Source organism: Mesorhizobium sp. M8A.F.Ca.ET.021.01.1.1 (assembly GCF_003998025.1).
GTDB lineage: Bacteria > Pseudomonadota > Alphaproteobacteria > Rhizobiales > Rhizobiaceae > Mesorhizobium.
Genome location: NZ_RZSJ01000917.1, coordinates 1 through 1,406, shown reverse-complemented (window position 1 = coordinate 1,406; position 1,406 = coordinate 1). Strand labels below are relative to the sequence as shown.

Here is a 1,406-nt window from a genome sequence, read left to right as displayed (position 1 = left end):
CGGCGATCTCGCCCTGATGCAGCGGATCGTCAATGACCGTAGCCGCGTCCTTGAGGAAGGAACGATGCAGTTCTTCACCTTCGAGCGGGTCGAGCGAACAATTGGAAAAGACGATCCGGCCGCCGGGCCTGACCAGCGTGACGGCGCGGGCGAGCAGCCTGCGCTGCAGGTCGGCGAGTTTTTCGACGTCCGCCGCCGTCTTGGTCCACGGCACGTCGGGATGCCGCCGCACCGTGCCGGTCGAGGAACATGGTGCGTCGAGGAGCACGGCGTCGAACAACGCCGCCGGCTCGTATTTGAGCAGGTCGGCCTGGACGATTTCGGCGGACAGTCCGAGGCGGTCGAGGTTCTGCTCCAGCCGCGCAAGCCGGTTCTTCGAGGTATCGACGGCGGTGACCCTGGCGCCGGCCAGGATCAGCTGAGCTGTCTTGCCGCCGGGCGCGGCGCAGAGATCGGCGATGCGCAATCCGCCGACATCGCCGAACAGTCTTGCCGGCAAGCTGGCGGCCGCATCCTGGACCCACCAGGCGCCTTCGGCGAAGCCAGGCAGTTCGGTGACAGGGCCGGCAAGCTTCTCCACGCGCACCGTGCCGGTTGGCAGGACTATGCCGCCGAGCTTTTCGGCCCAGAGTTCGGCATCGGCCTTGACCGAGAAGTCGACCGGCGCCTCGTGGCGATGGGCGGCCAGGATCTGCCCAGCCTTCTCGGCGCCGTAGGCCGCCTTCAGCCGGTCGGAAAACCATTTCGGCGCTTCGTCGGTGGCGGCAAGCACTGCCGGAAGTTCGGCCTCCTTGGCGCGCGCGAGCGTGCGCAGCACGCCGTTGACCAGGCCGGAAAAACGCTGCGTGCGGGGGTCGGACTTGGCGTGCGTCACGGCGAGGTCGACGGCCGCGCTGTCGGGAATGTCGAGGAACAGGATCTGGGCCGCCGCCACATGCAGTATGTGCGACAAGGCGGTCGCGTTGGGCGGCAGCGGCTTTTCCAGGCGCCGCGCCAGCAATCCCGATATGGTCATGCGGTAACGCAGCGCGGTGACCAGTATGGCGCGCACAAGGCCACGGTCGCGCAAATCGAGCGCCTTGTATTGCGGATGGCCGTTCTCGTGGTCGGTCAGGCCATCAAGCGGCGTGCGGGCGTCGATGACGGCGGCCAGCAGCCGCGCCGCCGCCTTGCGCGCGGCAAGGCCGGCAACGAACTCGCCGCCGGCATTGTGTTCCTGATCGCCTGAAACCGTGCGTCGAGGTGCTCTGCCCGCCACGCTCACGACCACCGGCCCTTGGGTCCGGTCGGGTTGCGGCCCCACGGATTGGATTTCGGGCTGGCCGGTTCGGCCTGTTGTTCCGGTTCGGCCGGCTTGCCCCACGGTCCGGCCGCCTGCGGCTCCTCCGCCCGCGGCGGCGTCTGTG

Annotated in this window: 1 protein-coding gene and 1 pseudogene; both read right to left on the bottom strand. The window is 68.6% G+C overall.

Annotated elements, in window-relative coordinates:
- Window positions 1-1,264 (bottom strand): RsmB/NOP family class I SAM-dependent RNA methyltransferase (locus tag EOA36_RS35425; protein WP_189553544.1); only part of this gene is annotated, 1,264 nt, incomplete at its 3' end.
- A pseudogene (locus tag EOA36_RS38675) lies at window positions 1,261-1,406 on the bottom strand (protease HtpX); the annotation flags it as partial. The pseudogene EOA36_RS38675 and the gene EOA36_RS35425, both read right to left, overlap by 4 nt.